Below are 13,503 nucleotides of genomic sequence, written 5' to 3' on the forward strand. Positions count from 1 at the left end.
TGAACCCATGGCGAGCATCCCGCAGCTGACTCTCAACGACGGCAACACGATCCCGCAGCTGGGCTTCGGCGTGTACAAGATCCCCGAGGCCGAGACGGCGGATGCGGTGGTTGCCGCACTGGATGCGGGGTACCGCCACATCGACACGGCCGCCTTCTATGACAACGAGCGCGGCGTGGGCGAAGGTGTGCGGCGCAGCGGGCTCGACCGCTCAGAGGTCTTCGTCACGAGCAAGGTCTGGTGGACCGAGAACGGGTACGACTCGACCCTGCGCTCGTTCGACCGGAGCTTGGAACTCCTGGGCTTCGACGCGGTCGACCTGTTCCTCATCCACTGGCCGGCGCCGAAGAGCGACCGGTACGTCGAGACCTGGCGTGCGCTCGAGCGAGTCCGGGACGAAGGGCGCGCGCGGTCGATCGGCGTCGCCAACTTCCACACCCACCACCTCGGCCGGCTCGCCCGCGAGACGGCGACGGTGCCCGCGGTGAACCAGGTGGAGCTGCACCCGTGGCTCCCGCAGGCACAGGTGCGCGCCTACGACGCGGCCCACGGCATCGTCACCGAGGCCTGGTCGCCGCTGGCGCGGGGCCGCATCCTGGGCGACCCGACGCTCGACCGGCTGGCCGCGAAGCACGGCGTGAGCCCGGCCCAGGTCGTCATCCGCTGGCAGCTGCAGCTCGGAAACGTGGTGATCCCCAAGTCGACGTCACCGGAGCGCATCCGCTCGAACGCCGATGTGTTCGGCTTCGAGCTGGACGCCGCCGACCTCGCCGCGATCGCCGCGCTGGAGACGGGCGAGCGGACGGGGAAGGACCCGGACGACCTGGGCTGAGCCCGCTCAGTCCACCCGTTCGACCGGCTGCCGCAGGATGGTGCGCAGCTTCTCGGGCGCGGTGCGGCGGGCGTCGCTCAGGTAGATCTCGTGGTGCCGGCCCGTCATGCGGAGGCCGTTGGCCGGGATGAACTCCTCGTGCAACTCCTCGAGCACGGGCGCCTCATCGTCGTACGAGCCGAGATGGAGGGTCTGCACGCTGAGGCCCTCCTCGAGCGTCTCCACGCGCAGGCTGTCGAGCAGCAGGACGCCGCCCTTCGCCGCGACAGCTGCGCGGGCCTCCGCGACGTGCTCGTCGGTGAGCCAGTCGGGCACCAGGATGAGCGCCCTCCAGTCCCATTGCGACTTGTCGCGGGCGGTGGTGAACGCCGCCATGTCGTCCGCCCACCACAGCGCCTCCAGCGGCATGACGGTGTAGTCGCGGTCGAGCGTGCGCTTGCTGAAGAACTTGAGGGCGTACGCGACGGGGTAGAGCGTCTGCAGCGCGTCACGGTAGGCGTCCGTGTTGGGATCCCCGTGGCCGTCGACGGCGAGGTAGCGCAGCGGCGGCACGGTGATGACGTCGAAGCGCCCCCGCCGTGCGCTGTACGCGGGCAGCTCCTTCTTCAGGTCGACCTTCACCGCGGCCTCACTCGCCCGACGGGTGCGCCCCGACGACGTCGAGCAGCCACGCCAGCGCGAAGGCGCGCTCCGCCAGGCGGCGTACCGTCCGGAGACCCTGCCGTGGCCGGCCGCCATCTCGATCTTGAGCAGCGGATCCGCATCCACCTCGCGCAGCTTCGCCACCCACTTGGCGGGCTCGACGTAGAGCACCCGGGTGTCGTTGAGGCTTGTGATCGCCAGGATGCGCGGGTAGCGCGTCGCGTGCACGTTCTCGAGCGGCGAATACGACTTCATGTAGTCGTACACCTCGGGGTCGTGCAGCGGGTCGCCCCACTCGTCCCACTCGATCACGGTGAGCGGCAGCGAGGGGTCCAGGATGCTGGTCAGCGGATCGACGAAGGGCACCTCGGCGAGGATGCCGGCGAAGTCGCGGGGCGCCAGGTTCGCCACGGCGCCCATCAGCAGGCCGCCGGCGCTGCCGCCCTGCGCCGCCATGCGCGACGGCTCCGTCCACCCACGGTCCACCAGGTGCCGCGCCGCGGCGACGAAGTCGGTGAAGGTGTTCTTCTTGTGCAGCTTCTTGCCGTTCTCGTACCAGAGCCGGCCGAGCTCGCCGCCGCCGCGCACGTGCGCGATCGCGAAGACGACCCCGCGGTCGAGCAGGCTGAGGCGCGGGATGCCGAACGACGGATCCATGCTCGCCTCGTACGAGCCGTAGCCGTACAGCACGAGCGGCGCGGGCTCGCCGGGGGTGACCAGGTCGCGGCGGTAGACCAGCGAGATGGGGACGCGCGCGCCGTCCGCCGCGGTCGCCCACTCGCGGCGCTGCTCGAACAGCGACGGGTCGAAGCCGCCGAGCACCGGCTGCTGCTTGCGCAGGGCGAGTTCGCCCGTCCGCACGTCGTAGTCGTACACGGTCGACGGGGTGACGAAGCTGCCGTATCCCAGTCGCAGGAACGGCTGCGTCCACTCGGGGTTGCCGCCGACGCCGACGGTGAACAGCTCCTCGTCGAAGTGCAGCTCGTGCGGGGTGTCGTCGGCGGGCCGGTCGCTCTGCGGGTCGGGCACGCATGCGACGGCGACCCGCGTCATGCCCTCGCGGCGGTACTCGACGCTGACGAAGTCGCGGAGCGCATCCACCCCTCCAGGCGCACGGCGGGGTCGTGGGGCAGCAGGATGCGGCGCGGGCCCTGCGGGTCGTCGGCCGAGACGCTGACCAGCTCGAAGTTGACCGCCCCGTCGTTGTGCACGATGAGCAGGCGGTCGTGGCCGCCGACGACGGCGTGCTCGATGTCGTACTCGACGCCCTCCGTGCGCGGCCAGACGACGCGGAACTCGCCGGTCGGGTCGTCCGAGCGCAGCAGCCACGATTCGCTGGTGATGTTGGAGCCGGCCTCGATGACCAGGAAGCGGCGGCTCCGGGTGAGACCCACGCCGATCCAGTACCGCTCGTCGGGCTCGTGGAACACCTGCACGTCGGGCACCTCGGGACCGTCGCCCACGCGGTGCCGCCAGACCGTGTCCGGCCGCCAGGAGTCGTCGACCGTCGTGTAGAAGACGTAGGCGCCGCTCTGGTCGAAGAGGGCGCCGCCCGCGGTGCCGCGGATCTCGTCGGGGAAGGCCGCGCCGTCGTCGATGAGCGACCGGACCCGGATGGTGTACCGCTCGTCGCCCTCGGTGTCGACGGCCCACAGCAGCCGGGTTCCGTCGGCGCTCACGTCGAAGCTGCCGAGGGCGTAGAAGTCGTGACCCTCGGCCTCCACGTTGTCGTCGAGCAGGATCTGCTCGCCGGGAGTCCGTGCGCCTGCGCCTCCTCGTCGAGGGTCGGCGGTGCCCAGTCGTCCGGGCCGGCGATCGGCGCACGGCAGTGGATGCCGTACTGCTTCCCCTCCACGGTCCGCGTGTAGTACCACCAGTCGCCCTCGCGCACCGGCACGCTCATGTCGGTCTCGCGCGTGCGCGCCTTGATCTCGTCGAAGATCTGCTCGCGGAGCACCGCCAGGTGCTCGGTGCGCGCGTTCGTGTACGCGTTCTCCTCGTGCAGGTGCGCCACGACGGTCGGGTCGTCCTTCTCGCGCAGCCACTCGTAGTCGTCGATATAGACGTCTCCATGGTGGACGCGTTCGACGGGCTTCTTCGGGGTGACCGGCGGGGTGAGCATGAGCCCAGGCTAGCGGCCGCCGCCCACCCCGGGCCGGGTCAGGGGCGCAGCAGCACCTTGCCGACGCGTCCGGCCTCACCGCTCGCGGCGACCGCGGCGGCGATGTCGTCGAGCGCGTGGATGCTCGCGACCGGGAGCGTCGGCGTCCCGTCGCCGATGCGGGCGAAGAGCTCCTGGAAGAGCCGCCCGCGCTGGTCGGCGGGCATCTCGCGGCTGACCACGCTGCCCCAGAATCCCTTCACGGTGGCCTGCTTGAAGATGATGTCGCCGGAGGCCAGTTCCAGCGTCGGTGAGGCCATCGCGCCGAAGACGACGAGCGTGCCGTTCACGGCGAGCGTGGACAGCACGTCGCCCGCGGCGGACCCGCCGACGGAGTCCACGCCCACGCGAATGGGGGCGCCCCCGGTGACCTCGGCCAGCCGCTCGCGCCAGTCGGCGGAGTCGGTGGCGATGACGCGGTCGATGCCCTGCGCGCGGAGCTCCTCCACGCCGGCAGCCCGGCGGACCAGGCCGACGACGTTGAGCCCGCGGGCGGCGCCCAGCTGCGCGACCATCCGGCCGACGGCGCCGTTCGCGGCGTTCTGGATGAGCCAGTCGCCCTCGGAGAGCCCGAGCGACTCGATCAGGCTGATCGCGCTGAACGGCATGGCGACCAGCTGCGAGGCGGACTCGTCGGGCAGGGCATCCGGCACCGGGATGAGGCCCGCGGCCTTGGTGACGAAGTGCTCGCCCCACACGCCGAAGGTGCCGCCGCTGACGACGCGCTGACCGACGGTGAGCTGCTCGACGCCGTCGCCGACGGCATCCACGACACCAGCGCCTCCGTGCCCGCGGGCGCCGGCAGCTCTGGCTTGAAGCCGTACGTGCCGCGGACCGTCCACAGGTCGTGGTTGTGGATGGGCGACAGCAGCATCCGCACGCGGACCTCGCCCGGCCCGGGCTCGGGGAGAGGCGTTCTTCGACGGCGAGGACCTGCGCCGGGTCGCCGAACTGGTGGTGGATCAGTGCTCTCATGGGTCAGTCCTCCGAAACCGTGATCGTGACGTCGATGTTGCCACGCGTGGCGTTCGAGTAGGGGCACACCTGGTGGGCGCGTCCGCCAGCTGCCTGGGCCTGCTGCTGCTCGAGGCCGGGGAGCACGACCTCCAGAAGGACGGACAGCTGGTAGCCGCCGTCGCCGTTCGGGCCGATCTGCACCCGGCCGCCCACGGAGGAGTCGTCGACCTTCACCTTCTGGCTGCGGGCGACGGCCTGCAGCGCGGAGTGGAAGCACGCCGCGTAGCCGGCCGCGAACAGCTGCTCGGGGTTCGTGCCTCTGCCTGTGCCGCCCATCTCCTTCGGGATGGCGAGATCGAGGGCGAATGCTCCGTCGCTTGTGGCGACGCGTCCGTCGCGGCCCGCTCCGGTGGAGAGGGCTTCTGCGGTGTAGAGGACGTTCATGAGTTCCTTTCTGAGGGGTTCAGTTCGTCGGTGCGACCGTGCGATCCGCGGTGGCGGCGTGCATGGTCTCGGTGAGACGGTGGAGGGTGTCGATGAGCGCAGCGGCGGCCTGCTCATCGGGTAGGCCCGTGCCCGCGGCGATCCGGCCGGGGATGTGCGCGAGCTGCGGACGGAGCTCGAGGCCGCGCTCGCCGATGGTGACGGTGACGACGCGCTCGTCGGGGAGCGGCGCTCGCGGCGCACGAGGCCGGAATGCTCCATGCGGCGGAGCAGCGGCGACAGCGTGCCCGAGTCGAGCTGCAGGTGCTCGCCGAGGGAGCCGACCGTCTGGTCGCCCTCCACCCAGAGGGTCACCAGCACGAGGTACTGGGGGTAGAGTCAGGCCCCACGGCTCCAGGAGCACGCGGTAGGCCTGGGTCGTCGCACGTGTGGCGGCGTACAGGGAGAAGCACACCATCTCGTCGGTCACCGGCATGGCTTTAGCCTTGCACACAACCATGTTGTGCACAACTTAACGAGGCGCCGGTCAGCCCCGCGGCGGCGCAACGCCAGCGGTGCAGCACCCGCGCGGCCGGCGTCCCCGCCCAGCGCGCTGCGCACGACGGGTGGGCTCTCGCGCCAGGCGAGCCCGGCGGACATCCGCTCGGCCAGCGGGACGAACAGCGCGTCCCCGGCGTGCGAGACGCCCCCGCCCAGCACGATCAGCCCCGGGTCGAGCAGCAGCGTCAGGATGTCGAGCCCCTGCGCCAGCACGTCCAGCGCCTCCGACCACACGCGGTCCGCCAGCGGGTCGGCCCCGAGCCGCCCCACGATGCGCCGCGTGCTGAGCGCGTCGCCACCGGCCGCGCGGTACCGCCGGGCCACGCCGGCGCCGGACATGTACACCTCGAGGCAGCCGCGCTGCCCGCACGTGCACGGCTCTCCGCCCGGAATGACGGGGATGTGGCCGAACTCGCCGGCGGCGCCGGTCGCGCCGGTGACGGCGCCGCCGGACGAGACCAGTGCGGCAGCCACGCCCGTGCCGATCGGCACCAGGGCGAAGTCCGCGAAGCCCTGAGCCGCGCCCGTGTTCCGCTCGGCGAGCCCGGCGGCGCGCACGTCGTGCCCGACCGCCACCGGCAGCTGCAGCTCGGAGCGCAGGATCGTCGAGCAGCGGCACATCCCGCCAGCCCAGATTGGACGCGTAGTGCACCAGGCCGCGCTGCTCGTCGAGCATCCCGGGCGTGGCCACTCCCGCGCCGACGACGTCGTGCCCGTCGTCCGCGGCGGTCCGCCGCAGTTCGCCGAGCATCCCGACGAGGGCGGCGAGGATGTTCTCGGCGGGCGTCGCGCGCGTCGACTCGGCAACGGTCGCTCCGTCCTGGCCGACGACCGCGCCCTTCATCGCCGTGCCGCCGAGATCCACGGCGAGCACCACCGGACGGCCGCTCATGCGGCGGCACCTCCGACGGAACCGCCGACCGCGGCGACCACCGCGCGGACGATCTCCGCCGAGGTCACCTCGCGCTCGCCCGAGTCGTAGGCGGTGGGGGATCCGGCGCCTGCGCTGGCAACGGCGTGCGGCGCTCGCAGGTGCACCTCGCGCACACCGGTGCGCGCCGGGATTTCGGACACGTTGCCGGGTCGCACTCCGCCTCCGGCCAGGATGACGATGCGTTCGCCCGCCTGCTCCACCAGCCGCGCCAGGTCCTCCGCACCGTCGAGCACGGTCGGCGCTCCGGCGGAGGTGAGCACGCGGCCGACGCCCAGACCGACGAGCTGCTCGAGCGCCTCCGCCCGATCCGGCACCTGGTCGAACGCCTTGTGGAACGTCACCGGGGCGTCGCCGCAGGCGGCCACGAGCCGCCGCGTCGCATCCGCGTCGATCCGCCCGTCCGGGCGCAGCGCACCGATCACGAAGCCGACCGTCACCTCGGCGGGATGCGGCAGCGCGCGGATCGAATGGATGTCGTCCACCATCGCCTGCAGCTCGTCGCCGTCGTACACGAAGTCGCCGGGCCGCTGCCGGATGAGCGCCTGGATGCCGATCCGCGACGCCGAGCGGAGGGCCGCAGCGACGGTCCCGATGGAGGGCGTGATGCCGCCGGAGGCGAGGTCGGCGCACAGCTCGATACGGTCCGCGCCCGCCTCCTCAGCGACGCGCACGCCTGCGAGGTCGTCGAGGCAGATCTCGACGACGGTCACGCGAGCCGCTCCAGCGCCGACGTCAGGTCGGCGCTGAGCTCGATCGCCCCGACCGGCGCACCGCCGCCGAGCACGGGCAGGTCGACCAGCGCGCGGGCATCCGCGATGGGGGTGCCCAGGGCCTCCAGCACGCGGAGGGCGATGAGGGTCGTGGCGCGGGGGCTTCCGTCGATGATCTTCATCGCGACCGCGGTGCCGTCGGCGGCCGCGACCCCGATCACGCCCTCGGCGCCGCCCTTGGCGAGGGCACCGGGCACGGTCTCCATCAGCGTGGTGTTCTGGTGGCCCGATCCGCCGATGAAGTAGGGGTGCTCGCGCATGGCGTCCGCGACGGCGCGCTCCGGCGTCCCCGCCTCCGACTGCACCAGGCGGCCGAAGGCGCGCGCGATCCCGCGCACGGTGGTGCCGAACAGCGGGGCGCCGCAGCCGTCGATCGCGTCGTGCCCGACCGGGACTCCGGTCGACTCGGCCATCGTCGCGCGGATGTGCTGCTGCAGCGGGTGCGCCGGGTCGAGGTAGCCCTCGGTCGGCCAGCCGTTCGTCGCGGCGGCGAGCAGCATCGCGGCGTGCTTGCCGGAGCAGTTCATGCGCACGCGCGAGCGCCCTTCGCCGTCGCGCAGCATCCGCTCGAACGTCGCCTCGTCCTCCGGGCGGTCGACCGGGCAGCCGAGCGCCGAGTCGTCGACGCCCGCGCGGGCCAGCAGGCCGCGCACCAGCCGGACGTGCTCGTCCTCGCCGGTGTGGCTGCCCGCGGCGATCGCCAGCTCGGGGCCCTCCAGCGGGGCGCCCGCGGTCAGGCAGCCGAGCGCCTGCAGCGGCTTGACGGTGCTGCGAGGCAGCACCGTCGCATCCGGGTCCCCGAGCTCGATCAGAGCGGACCCCGACGGGTCGAGCGCGACCAGGCTGCCGAAGTGCCGGCTCTCGACGAGGCCGGAGCGCCGCACGACGGCCAGCTCGGCCAGCGCGGCGGAACCTGCGGACGACGGGACGGAGACGGTGGGGGCGGCGCTAGGCATGGTCGGCTTTCGAGGCGGGCGCGGAGGCGGGGGTGGAGACGGAGCCCGCGGCGTCGTCCTCGTGCTCGACGGCGGCGACGGCGGGAAGAGACGGAAGGGTCGGGGGCGCCGTCGTGCGGCGGCGCGAGCCGCGCTGCAGCCGCGACGCGAACGCCGAGAGGCTGCCGTTGACGATCAGGTAGATGACGGTGACCGCGACGTAGGTGGGGATGAGCAGGTGCAGGTACGAGGCGAGCACCTGACCGCGGTACAGCAGCTCGGTGAAGGCGACGATGTAGCCGAGCGACGTGTCCTTCAGGAGGCTGACGAACTGGGTCACGAGCGAGGGCGTCACGTTCCGGAACGCCTGCGGCAGCACGACGTACGTCATAGCCTGCACCGGGCGCATGCCGAGGCTGAGGGCAGCCTCGCGCTGACCGCGGGGGAGGCTCAGGATGCCGGCGCGGATGATCTCGGCGAACACGGCGGCGTTGGCGATGGTCAGGGGTACAACGAGCTTCCACAGCGTCGGCAGGTTGATGCCGATCTGCGGCAGTCCGAACAGCATCAGGTAGATCACCAGCAGCACCGGCACGGTGCGCGCGATCTCGATGTACAGGCCGCAGACGAAGCGCACCCACTTCACGTGGCTGACGCGGCCGAGGGCGAGCACCACTCCGAGGACCGCGCCGAGGACCGCGACGATCGCCGCGGCCTCGAGCGTGCCCAGCAGGCCGACGAGCAGGTACTGCCAGATCGCCCACTCGGTGAACGGCGCCCAGCGCTCCGGTGCGAGCTGGCCGTGGTCGGCGAACTGCCACAGGCCCAGGCCGATGACGATCGCGAACAGGGCGACGCTGATGACGGAGCCGACCAGGATGTTGCGCCGACCGCGCGGACCGGGCACGTCGTAGATGAACGCGGCGTCGTAGCGGCGCTTCGCCGCGCGAGTGCGCGCGGGCGCCGGACGGTCGGGGATGAGCTGTGCGGTCATCGGGCGATCGCCACCTTCCGCTCCACCCAGCCGGCGGCGAGGCCGATAGCGAGGGCGATGGCCATGTAGAGGATGCCGGCGCTCGAGAAGATCAGGATGGGCTGCGCCGCGACGAGGTTGACCTTGTTGACCGCGGCGGTGAGCTCGACGACGCCGACCGCCGCGGCGAGGGCCGTGTTCATCGCGAGGGCGATCATGACGTTGCCGATCGGCTGCACGACCGCGCGGAGCGCCTGCGGCACGACGACGTACCGCAGCGACTGCCAGAGGGTCAGGCCCAGGGCGCGGGACGCCTCCACCTGCCCGACGGGGACGGTGTTGACCCCGGAGCGGACCGCCTCGGCGACGTACGCCGCCTCGTAGACGGTCAGCACGATGATGGCCGTGGGCGTCAGCGGCAGCAGGATACCGGCGTCCGGCAGGGCGAACACCGCCAGCAGGAGCAGTGCGAGCAGCGGCACGTTGATGAAGAACTGCACGTAGAGGAGCGCCGCGGCGCGGAGCACCGGGATGGGGCTGACGCGCGCGATCGTCACCAGCACACCGAGGACGATGGAGCCGACGCCCGCGACCACCGCCATCAGCAGGGTCGTGCCGAGCGCCTGGACCAGCGGTCCGAGGTTGTCGATCAGGGGGTTCATCGTTCTCTCGTCGAGCGGCGGGCGGATGGGTGGATCCGGGGAGAGGTGAGGCCGGATGCGCGCGGGCGTGGGGGCCGCCTCCACGCGCATCCGGCCCGTCTATCAGGAGCCGGGGACCGACCCGATCTCCGGCGGGGTGGGGACGTCGGAGTCGGTCACGGTGCCGAGGGTGGTCTTCCACGCCTTGCTCCACTGGCCGTCCTTCTGGATGGTCTTGAGCCAGTCGTTGACGAACTTCTTGAAGTCGTCGTCTCCGTGCTTCAGGCCGATGCCGTACGGCTCCTTGGTGAAAGGCTGGCCGACGACCTTGATCTGCTTCTCGCTCGCGGCGTCGCTCGCGAGGAGCGTGTAGTCCTGCACGTAGGCGTCACCGCGGCCCTGGATGAGCGCCTGCACGGCGGCCGGGTCGGTGCCGAACGCGGTGACGGTCGCCTTGGGGGCGATCTTGGGCACCTCGGTGACGGCCGGCGTGTTGGCGCCGACGATCACGTTCTTGCCGTCGAGGTCTTTGGAGCTCGTGATGTCCTTGTTGTCGCTCTTGACCGCGACGGCCAGGCCCGACTCGAAGTACGGTCCGGCGAACGCGACCTGCTTGGCCCGCTCCTCGGTGATCGTGTACGTGTTGAAGACCACGTCGACGGTGTCGTTCTGCAGCATCGCCTCGCGGGTCTCGGAGGCGGGCGGCACGATCTCCACGTTCGGCTTGCCGATGATGTAGGTGGCGAGCAGCTTGGCGAGCTCGGCGTCGAAGCCGTTCACCTTCGACGGGTCCGTCGGGTCCTGCTGCGAGAGCAGCGGGGCGTCGAGCGCCTCGGCGACGATGAGCTTGCCGCGCTTCTTGATCTTCTCCATGGTGGAGCCCGAGATGATCAGGTCGGACTTCGCGACGGGGGCTCCGGCGAGCACGGAGTCTCCGGACGGGGCCTTGCTGGCGTCGCTGCCGGGCAGTGCCGTGGTTCCGGAGCAGGCGGTGACGGCGAGCGTCACGGCCGCGAGCAGGACGCCGGCGACGGCGCTCTTCCTGCGGAGGCTGCGGGTCATGGGATGCATCCCTTTCTTCTGTGGGTTGTGAGGGGGAACCGGTGGTGCGTTGGTGCGCGGCCCGGTGCGGTCAGTGCGACAGCACGGAGGCCAGGAACGACTGCGCCCGCGCGGTGGCCGGCGAGTCGAAGAACTGTGCGGGTGGGGCCTGCTCGACGATCTGCCCGCGGTCCATGAAGACCACGCGGTCGGCGGCGCGGCGGGCGAAGCCCATCTCGTGGGTGACGACGATCATCGTCATCCCCTCCTTGGCGAGGAGGTCATCACGTCGAGCACCTCGCCGACCATCTCGGGGTCGAGGGCGCTGGTGGGCTCGTCGAACAGCATCACCTTCGGCTGCATGGCCAGCGCGCGGGCGATCGCCGCACGCTGCTGCTGGCCGCCGGAGAGCTGCGCCGGGTGGCTCTCCGCCTTGTCGGCGATGCCGACCCGGTCCAGGAGCTCCATCGCCTGCGCGCGTGCCGCATCCTTGCCGAGCTTGCGGACCTTGAGCGGCGCGAGCGTGACGTTGTCGAGGATGGTGCGGTGCGCGAAGAGGTTGAACGACTGGAACACCATCCCGACCTCGGCCCGCAGTTTCGCCAGCGGCGCGCCCTCTTCGGGCAGCAGCTCGCCGTCGACGCGGATCTCGCCCGAGTCGATGGTCTCGAGACGGTTGATGGAGCGGCAGAGCGTCGACTTGCCGGAGCCGGACGGCCCGACGACCACCACGACCTCGCGCTCGGCGACGTCGAGGTCGATGTTCTGCAGCACGTGGAGGTCGCCGAAGTGCTTGTCGACCGCGCGCAGGCTCACCATCGGCCGTGCGTCCGTTGCTGTCATCGGTTCCTCGCATCGTTGTCGGGCAGGTTCCGACGAGCGTACTAAGTGATCGCTGTTGTCCGCAATATCGAAATTAGTTACGTTGAAATCGAACGAAGTCGGTACAGTATCCTCAACGCAGCGCGGAGTACCCAGGCTCCGCCGTCGAGGGGATGCAACGATGACGAGCACGATCGAGGGGGCGTCGGTCCAGGCGGGGCCCGGTACGCCGGGCGGCATCCTCGACCTCGTGCGCTCGGGCCGCTCCCGCTCCCGAGCGGACCTCGCCCGCAGCACCGGCCTGTCGCCCTCCACGGTCTCCCAGCGGGTGGATGCGCTCATCGCCGCGGGCTACCTGCGTGAAGCGGGCGCGGGCGTCTCGCACGGCGGGCGACGTCCCCGTGCCCTCGAAGTGGATGCGTCCACCGGCGTCGTCTGCGCCGCCGACCTGGGCTCCCACCACGCCACCTTCGGGCTCATCGACCTCGGCGGCCGCCTGCTCGCCGCGCGCACCGAGCCGATGGACATCGCCCGCGGTCCGTCGGCCGTGCTCGGCTGGATCGCCGAGGTCGCGGCGGAGCTGACCGCAGAGCACGCGGCGCCCGGCCAGACCCTCCGCGGGTTCGGCATCGGCCTGCCGGGGCCGGTCGGCACGAGCGGACGGATGGTGTCGCCCTCGCGCATGCCGGGCTGGAACGGCGTCGACGTCGCGGCCGAGCTCACCGCTCTCACCGGCCTCCCGGCCGCCGCCGACAACGATGCGAACCTCATGGCCCTCGGCGAGTACGACACGCTGGGCGGCGAGGTCGGCGAGCTCGTCTTCGTGAAGGCGGGGTCGAGCATCGGCTGCGGCATCATCGCCTTCGGCGGCGTCTACCACGGGCACTACGGCATGGCCGGCGACATCAGCCACGTGACGGTGCCCGGGGCTCCGGCCGTGCTCTGCTCGTGCGGTCGCATCGGCTGCCTGGATGCGGTGGCCGGCGGGGCCGCCATCGTGCAGGCCCTGCGCGCGTCCGGTGTCGAGGTCGCGGACACGCGCGACGTGCTGGCCCTGGCGCGGGACGCGCATCCACGCGCCACCCAGGAGCTGCGGGAGGCGGGACTCCGCACCGGCGGGGTGCTCGCCACCATCATGAACTTCTTCAACCCGCAGCGGCTGGTGCTGGGCGGCATCCTCGGCGAGGCGGAGGCGTTCGTCGCGGGCGTCCGCTCGGCCATCTACTCCGACTGCCTGCCGATGATCACCGACCAGCTCGACATCGCGGTGAGCGTCGCCAAGGAGAACGCGGGCATCCGCGGCGCCGGACGCCTCATCCTCGACTCGGTCTTCGATCCGTCCCGGGTCGACCTCGTCGTGCGATGACGCCGGACTCCGCGCGGCACGGGGCGCACGGCGTCGCCGTCGTCGGTGCCGGCCGCATGGGCCAGGCGCACGCGTCGGCCTGGGCGGCCGTCGGCGTGCCGGTGCGCTGGGCCGTCTCGCCGCGCCGCCGTCCGCCCTGAGGGATGCACCGGACGCCCGCTGGGCCACCGCTCTGGAGGAGGCGCTCGCCGACCCGGCCGTCACCGTCGTCTCCATCTGCACGCCGACGCCGTCGCACGCCGAGCTCGCCGTTCAGGCGCTGGAGGCCGGGCGCAGCGTGCTGCTCGAGAAGCCGATCGCCCTGACGCTGGAGGACGCGCAGCCGGGTCGAGGCAGCCGCATCCCGCGCCCCGGGCATCCTGATGGTCGCGCACGTCGTCCGGTTCTTCCCCGGGTACGCCGCCCTCGCCGAGCGGGTCGCCGCCGGGTCGGTGGGCCGCGCGCG

Annotated in this window: 11 protein-coding genes and 6 pseudogenes; 4 read left to right on the top strand and 13 right to left on the bottom strand. The window is 71.9% G+C overall.

Features of this window, described 5'->3' with window-relative positions; genetic code table 11:
* Positions 1 to 7: 7 nt before the first annotated feature.
* Positions 8 to 832 carry an aldo/keto reductase gene (locus ACRAWC_RS25440; protein ID WP_431246340.1) on the top strand — a complete coding sequence of 275 codons (825 nt, stop codon included), beginning with the start codon at positions 8 to 10 and terminating at the stop codon, positions 830 to 832.
* Between the two features lie 6 nt (positions 833 to 838).
* Here the strand turns inward: ACRAWC_RS25440 and ACRAWC_RS25445 are convergent, their stop codons facing one another.
* From ACRAWC_RS25445 to ACRAWC_RS25505, 13 genes and pseudogenes are all read right to left on the bottom strand, one after another.
* Entirely contained in the window at positions 839 to 1,240 is a 402-nt protein-coding gene (locus ACRAWC_RS25445) for a GyrI-like domain-containing protein (RefSeq protein ID WP_431349996.1), read from the bottom strand.
* A 220-nt stretch (positions 1,241 to 1,460) separates the two neighbouring features.
* Positions 1,461 to 3,596: pseudogene (locus tag ACRAWC_RS25450) on the bottom strand (S9 family peptidase).
* A 38-nt stretch (positions 3,597 to 3,634) separates the two neighbouring features.
* A pseudogene (locus tag ACRAWC_RS25455) lies at positions 3,635 to 4,610 on the bottom strand (zinc-binding dehydrogenase).
* A gap of 3 nt (positions 4,611 to 4,613) precedes the next feature.
* Complete coding sequence (locus ACRAWC_RS25460) at positions 4,614 to 5,036, bottom strand: organic hydroperoxide resistance protein (protein ID WP_431349997.1); 423 nt, start codon at positions 5,034 to 5,036, stop codon at positions 4,614 to 4,616.
* 285 nt (positions 5,037 to 5,321) lie between these two features.
* A pseudogene (locus ACRAWC_RS25465) lies at positions 5,322 to 5,396 on the bottom strand (MarR family transcriptional regulator); the annotation flags it as partial.
* A 105-nt stretch (positions 5,397 to 5,501) separates the two neighbouring features.
* Positions 5,502 to 6,197, bottom strand: a complete 696-nt coding sequence (locus ACRAWC_RS25470; RefSeq protein WP_431349942.1) for an ROK family protein — start codon at positions 6,195 to 6,197, stop codon at positions 5,502 to 5,504.
* A gap of 43 nt (positions 6,198 to 6,240) precedes the next feature.
* Positions 6,241 to 6,468, bottom strand: a pseudogene (locus ACRAWC_RS25475) (ROK family protein); the annotation flags it as partial.
* Complete coding sequence (locus ACRAWC_RS25480; protein ID WP_431246346.1) at positions 6,465 to 7,220, bottom strand: copper homeostasis protein CutC; 756 nt, start codon at positions 7,218 to 7,220, stop codon at positions 6,465 to 6,467. The pseudogene ACRAWC_RS25475 and the gene ACRAWC_RS25480, both read right to left, overlap by 4 nt.
* Positions 7,217 to 8,236, bottom strand: a complete 1,020-nt coding sequence (locus ACRAWC_RS25485) for an asparaginase (RefSeq protein WP_431246347.1) — start codon at positions 8,234 to 8,236, stop codon at positions 7,217 to 7,219. The genes ACRAWC_RS25480 and ACRAWC_RS25485 overlap by 4 nt, the downstream gene beginning before the upstream one ends.
* On the bottom strand, positions 8,229 to 9,209 hold the full coding sequence (locus ACRAWC_RS25490; RefSeq protein ID WP_431349943.1) for an amino acid ABC transporter permease: 981 nt from the start codon (positions 9,207 to 9,209) through the stop codon (positions 8,229 to 8,231). The genes ACRAWC_RS25485 and ACRAWC_RS25490 overlap by 8 nt, the downstream gene beginning before the upstream one ends.
* A complete protein-coding gene (locus ACRAWC_RS25495) occupies positions 9,206 to 9,850 on the bottom strand; it encodes an amino acid ABC transporter permease (RefSeq protein WP_431349944.1) in 645 nt (214 codons plus the stop codon). Before ACRAWC_RS25495 ends, ACRAWC_RS25490 begins: the two co-directional genes overlap by 4 nt.
* 102 nt (positions 9,851 to 9,952) lie before the next feature.
* Positions 9,953 to 10,891 carry a glutamate ABC transporter substrate-binding protein gene (locus tag ACRAWC_RS25500; protein ID WP_431246351.1) on the bottom strand — a complete coding sequence of 313 codons (939 nt, stop codon included), beginning with the start codon at positions 10,889 to 10,891 and terminating at the stop codon, positions 9,953 to 9,955.
* 70 nt (positions 10,892 to 10,961) lie between these two features.
* Positions 10,962 to 11,713 (bottom strand): annotated as a pseudogene (locus ACRAWC_RS25505) (amino acid ABC transporter ATP-binding protein).
* Between the two features lie 160 nt (positions 11,714 to 11,873).
* Here ACRAWC_RS25505 and ACRAWC_RS25510 point away from each other — a divergent pair.
* The 3 genes and pseudogenes from ACRAWC_RS25510 to ACRAWC_RS25520 all read left to right on the top strand — a co-directional run.
* Positions 11,874 to 13,058, top strand: coding sequence for an ROK family protein (locus ACRAWC_RS25510; protein WP_431246352.1), 1,185 nt, complete (start codon positions 11,874 to 11,876; stop codon positions 13,056 to 13,058).
* Entirely contained in the window at positions 13,055 to 13,198 is a 144-nt protein-coding gene (locus tag ACRAWC_RS25515) for a hypothetical protein (RefSeq protein WP_431349945.1), read from the top strand. The genes ACRAWC_RS25510 and ACRAWC_RS25515 overlap by 4 nt, the downstream gene beginning before the upstream one ends.
* 32 nt (positions 13,199 to 13,230) lie before the next feature.
* A pseudogene (locus ACRAWC_RS25520) lies at positions 13,231 to 13,320 on the top strand (hypothetical protein); the annotation flags it as partial.
* Positions 13,321 to 13,503: the final 183 nt, after the last annotated feature.

The sequence above is a fragment of the Leifsonia sp. L25 genome, from assembly GCF_050632895.1.

Excerpts from the sequence above, each read along its gene's own strand:
- ACRAWC_RS25440 (WP_431246340.1), top strand. The coding sequence starts at position 8 with ATGGCGAGCATCCCGCAGCTGACTCTCAACGACGGCAACACGATCCCG.
- ACRAWC_RS25445 (WP_431349996.1), bottom strand. The coding sequence starts at position 1,240 with ATGCCGCTGGAGGCGCTGTGGTGGGCGGACGACATGGCGGCGTTCACC.
- ACRAWC_RS25460 (WP_431349997.1), bottom strand. The coding sequence starts at position 5,036 with ATGAACGTCCTCTACACCGCAGAAGCCCTCTCCACCGGAGCGGGCCGC.
- ACRAWC_RS25470 (WP_431349942.1), bottom strand. The coding sequence starts at position 6,197 with ATGTGCCGCTGCTCGACGATCCTGCGCTCCGAGCTGCAGCTGCCGGTG.
- ACRAWC_RS25485 (WP_431246347.1), bottom strand. The coding sequence starts at position 8,236 with ATGCCTAGCGCCGCCCCCACCGTCTCCGTCCCGTCGTCCGCAGGTTCC.
- ACRAWC_RS25490 (WP_431349943.1), bottom strand. The coding sequence starts at position 9,209 with ATGACCGCACAGCTCATCCCCGACCGTCCGGCGCCCGCGCGCACTCGC.
- ACRAWC_RS25495 (WP_431349944.1), bottom strand. The coding sequence starts at position 9,850 with ATGAACCCCCTGATCGACAACCTCGGACCGCTGGTCCAGGCGCTCGGC.
- ACRAWC_RS25500 (WP_431246351.1), bottom strand. The coding sequence starts at position 10,891 with ATGACCCGCAGCCTCCGCAGGAAGAGCGCCGTCGCCGGCGTCCTGCTC.
- ACRAWC_RS25510 (WP_431246352.1), top strand. The coding sequence starts at position 11,874 with ATGACGAGCACGATCGAGGGGGCGTCGGTCCAGGCGGGGCCCGGTACG.
- ACRAWC_RS25515 (WP_431349945.1), top strand. The coding sequence starts at position 13,055 with ATGACGCCGGACTCCGCGCGGCACGGGGCGCACGGCGTCGCCGTCGTC.